Origin of the sequence: Pseudomonas avellanae BPIC 631, assembly GCF_000444135.1 — a bacterium.
Taxonomy (GTDB): domain Bacteria; phylum Pseudomonadota; class Gammaproteobacteria; order Pseudomonadales; family Pseudomonadaceae; genus Aquipseudomonas; species Aquipseudomonas avellanae.
Genome location: NZ_ATDK01000037.1, coordinates 1 through 3,956, shown reverse-complemented (window position 1 = coordinate 3,956; position 3,956 = coordinate 1). Strand labels below are relative to the sequence as shown.

Genomic DNA, 3,956 nt, shown 5'->3' with positions numbered 1-3,956 from the left:
ACTCAGCTTCTTAGTGTTTATTGATCGCATAGGGGGATCAACGAAGCTGTGCTTGGAAAAGCTCGGATTCGGCTCCACTTGAATTGACCTGGCGGGCGACACCGGTCTCCTAAAGCTCGTTTGGCGAGCAGCAAAACGCTGTCTTGCCACCAATCCGAGAAAACTGTCGTGCGAAAACAGAAAAGCAAACGTAAGAAGAAGAAATTAATCAAGCCGTTGATGGCCGTCAAAATCAGTCTTGAGGCACGTGAATTGCTCGAAAGGCGTTCAGTTCGCGCCAGTCGATTCCTGGATGCGATATCGATTGTCGATTTAGATTTAGCGCCAAAGGAATGTTTGGCTGAAGGAAAATAAATTCGCTTGTCTCTTTCGATGTCTCAGAAGGGGTTTGTGATCGGCTAGAAATTCAGACCCTGGGTTCTTTCTACGAGTTGAAGCCTTACTCGGATGGCCCAGATATCTCTCAGTCGGAGTGGAGCTTTCTGCCCGACCAATTTTCCTTTGTTCCAGGGCTGACGGCTACAGGTAGCGATGATGTTCATGACAAGTCCTCCACGTGCGGAAGGCCAAGGATGGCTATGTGCCTTGCGCGTGCAGTATCATCAGGCACTTGTAATTAATAGGGAGCAGCCGCAGGCATGGAGCGGGTTTTTCAGATAATCTCCGATGATGGCAGCCCAATTGACGCACACTTCGGAATCGAGTCGGACGAGGTTGTATTCCACAGCCGTGGCGGTACCAAAGGTAGGGGCGCGATCAACTCCGAATATGTTCTGGGGCTTTCTGTTTTGCTGGCCAGGTTGAAGCGGGCTTCGTTTGCAGTAGAGCGCGTCTGGGTTGATAGCAGCCGCGTTCAAGGCATTCCCATTTCTAAGCGAACGATACTGACCTCGGAGGAGGGCCAGGCGCCTGTTGATCAGATTGTGAAAGTCCTTTCCACTCGAATGAAGGCCGTCGGCCGATCGTCCTCTGAGTCCTCGGGGGGCAACTCCACTCGACGCATTCGGATGACAATCTCTGGGGGCGATGCGCAGGCATTGAGTCTCGCGCTTGGTGGTACCCCTGTAGATAAAAAACTACGAAGCCTCGATCAGCTTCCCGCGGAGGTGCTTCGCGGAGTCACCGCCGAGCATATATGGCGTGCTGTTCAGGATCTGGTCTGCGGGATTGATTCATTTGGTTTTGCTGAGTCAACCGATTACGACCTGATCGTTGATGAAAATCTCCGGCTGCCACCGAAGGCGGTATTTGGCTTAGCTGCTACACGCGCTCTGGGATTTCAGATACTGCCAAAACACTTCACCGTCGGCGTTAGCAGCGTCTGTTTTCTACTCCTGGAAGATGCTGGCTTCTGCATAGTGCCCAAAGGTGCCTTGATGGCTGATCCCGGACTGCCAGCACTGCACGAAGATCGGGTATGGACTGAGGGGCAGCCAAGGCTCGTGGCTCATCTACGGAAGGAGCGCGCCCAGGGGGTATCGGTTGCCAAGAAAGCTGAGTTCAAGAAGAACCACGGGCGACTTTATTGCGAGCGCTGCAATATGGATCCGCTTGAAACTTATGGCGCAGAAAACGGAGAGGCCTGTATCGAGGTACACCATCGAACTGTGCAGGTTGCGCAAATGGCGCCAGGGCATCTGACAAGTCTGGAGGATTTGCAATGCATCTGCGCAAATTGCCATCGGGTTGTACATCGTGAACTGAGCGGCGGGTAGCGGCGAGAGTTTCATCGAATCGGCGAGCTCAAACGCAATTGCCTGAGAGCTTGAGGGGGAAAATGCTTCAAGTCTGACTTGCATTGTGGATGGCCTCACGCCACCATTCAGCAAATCAAAAAAGGAATTCTCTCACGGGCGAGAGACAACAATGGACGGTGGCATGGACAGCATTACCCGAGAAAATCAAAGCGCACCGCTCAGATCGTGCCAGCTACCCGCACGCAACCATTTCAACTCATCTGCGATATGTTGCGTAGCTCGTGAGCGTTCGCCCGGAAGGGAAAGTGCGGATGAACATGCATTCAATCTACAGTCAAGAAGTTGCATTTTCGTTATCTCCAACATATCGCTCAACATTTCGCCGCCATTCGACCGCAACGATTGCTTCTGCATTGCACTTAAATGCCCAGCATACTCTAGGGCGCTCATAATTCAGTATATGCGAAATTAATCCATATGAAACTCCATGAAGTCAGTCCTAGGGAACAAAGCGGACGGGACACGATCGACCGTTTTCGAGCACAGTTCAAAGCAGCCAGCTTGGAAAGCTTGGCGCTTTTAGAAAACGGAGAAATGGATAGAGTATACTGTGATGTACATGAAGATTACGTCGTCAAGCACATAGTTAACTCAAAATCCCAGTACCGGTTTGTTCAAGTAAAGACTAAAAGTAAGCTTAATCATCAATACACCATACTTGAAATTTTTGGTCTGAAGAAAAAACCGAAAAATAGTCCGACTCATGACCTGGCAGCCAGCTTCGCAGGTAAGTTACTGCTTCACGTTGAAGAGTTTGGTGATGCGTGCAGTTCAATAGAGATCTGTACAAACGTAAACTTTGATGATGAAGTCGAACAGATTTGCCAGGAAGTTAAAGGCAAGGCAAGCCCAACAAAAAACACCGCAAGCCTGATCGGCGAGACTAAGAAACTGATACCTTCTCTTGCTACGAAAAGCGATGTCGACGTGTTGGCGTTCTTGTCACATTTAGTGCTGGTTCCTCGAAAGCAGATCCTCAATGAAGAGGAGGATGTTTTTGTTTCCCAAGCGTCAAGTCAGATATTCAAGTATAGCGAAATAAACCTTAACCCCCTTGAGGTTAGGAAAATAATCATCCAGCTACTATCTTTAATTGAAGTTAGATCTGCGGTCCCGCTTTCCAGCGGCATTACCGAGAAAGAACTTGATGCAAAGGCGAGTGTCAACTTGGATGATATCCTGGACATTCTCTGCATCTCGAGATCCGCCTATTATGTTCTCAAGTTAGGCGGAGATGATAGCGCTATAAAATCGGTTTCTATCCTACAGCGAATGCTCAAGCGCTCAGGCTTCTCAGATGACACGGTGGACACCTTTGCAGGCTTCAAATGTAGTTGGGAAGCCTGGTACAGAACCAATAGACATGCGCTCTTGGAGTTTCGATTGGCCGTAGCAAAGAATAAAATTATACAAGTGGCGAGAAAGATCGCCATCGGCCAAGTTGACATGAACTCAATCACCGAAGAAATTTCAAGCTTGTCCATCCAAATTAGCACTGACCTTGGGCGATCAGACATCACCGAAGAGCTAACATTCGGCGCCGTGCTCTCTGAATTGGTGAAAGGAGAGGCTCAATGACCTTCCGTGATGCGGTCTTGACCGCCAAGACTGAGTCAGTGGCATTGTTGACTGAAAGCAGCCCCAGGGGGCGCCATGACGTACTGGGAAATGAGAGCCTATTCCATACCCCGCTGATTGCGCTGACCATCATTTTACTTGCGCGTTCTAGAGCCAAGCCCAAGCAAGACGAGATTGGAATGTTAGTAGGCGTTTGTTTTGAGAAAAGTCTTGCAGGTTTCAAGGGATCGAGTCAAGAGTTGGGCTGGTCTGCAAACCTGAGAATCCGTACCGTAAAGGCTTTTACATTTTTGGAAAATACCGGGTTCATTACCATTGAAAAAAGTACTTCTCGGATTGAAGCAACGGAATCTGGGAAAAAGTTAATTGATAATATTCTCAAAGATGAAAGCAGGCTCTGTATTGCATTGCTGATGATAAAGCGTGCCTACCGAAACATCTGTAAAGAACGCGCCGTAGAGGTTAAGTTAAATGAAATTTGAATCGCTTGAGATTATTCAGAATAACCCAGATGGGTGGCGATCAGGTGAGCTTGAGTTTGGCGAAGCCATAACTCAACTGTACGCAAAAAATGGTAGTGGCAAGACCCCATTGATCCAAGCCATAATGTTCTGCCTTGGG

Annotated in this window: 5 protein-coding genes and 1 pseudogene; 5 read left to right on the top strand and 1 reads right to left on the bottom strand. The window is 48.8% G+C overall.

Annotated elements, in window-relative coordinates:
• Nucleotides 1–168 precede the first annotated feature (168 nt).
• Nucleotides 169–354 carry a hypothetical protein gene (locus DW49_RS1000000133010; RefSeq protein ID WP_122349251.1) on the top strand — a complete coding sequence of 62 codons (186 nt, stop codon included), beginning with the start codon at nucleotides 169–171 and terminating at the stop codon, nucleotides 352–354.
• Between the two features lie 53 nt (nucleotides 355–407).
• Here the strand turns inward: DW49_RS1000000133010 and DW49_RS1000000129225 are convergent.
• A pseudogene (locus DW49_RS1000000129225) lies at nucleotides 408–542 on the bottom strand (integrase); the annotation flags it as partial.
• A 96-nt stretch (nucleotides 543–638) separates the two neighbouring features.
• Between DW49_RS1000000129225 and DW49_RS1000000129220 the strand changes: the two are divergent.
• From DW49_RS1000000129220 to DW49_RS1000000134120, 4 genes are all read left to right on the top strand, one after another.
• Nucleotides 639–1,715 carry an HNH endonuclease gene (locus DW49_RS1000000129220; protein WP_005622386.1) on the top strand — a complete coding sequence of 359 codons (1,077 nt, stop codon included), beginning with the start codon at nucleotides 639–641 and terminating at the stop codon, nucleotides 1,713–1,715.
• Nucleotides 1,716–2,174: 459 nt separating this feature from the next.
• Nucleotides 2,175–3,335, top strand: a complete 1,161-nt coding sequence (locus DW49_RS0100995) for a dsDNA nuclease domain-containing protein (RefSeq protein ID WP_005622388.1) — start codon at nucleotides 2,175–2,177, stop codon at nucleotides 3,333–3,335.
• Nucleotides 3,332–3,817 (top strand): hypothetical protein, encoded by a 486-nt coding sequence (locus DW49_RS0100990; RefSeq protein WP_024421072.1) that lies wholly within the window; start codon nucleotides 3,332–3,334, stop codon nucleotides 3,815–3,817. The genes DW49_RS0100995 and DW49_RS0100990 overlap by 4 nt, the downstream gene beginning before the upstream one ends.
• A partial coding sequence (locus DW49_RS1000000134120; protein WP_152522383.1) for an AAA family ATPase occupies nucleotides 3,807–3,956 on the top strand: 150 nt, incomplete at its 3' end. The genes DW49_RS0100990 and DW49_RS1000000134120, both read left to right, overlap by 11 nt.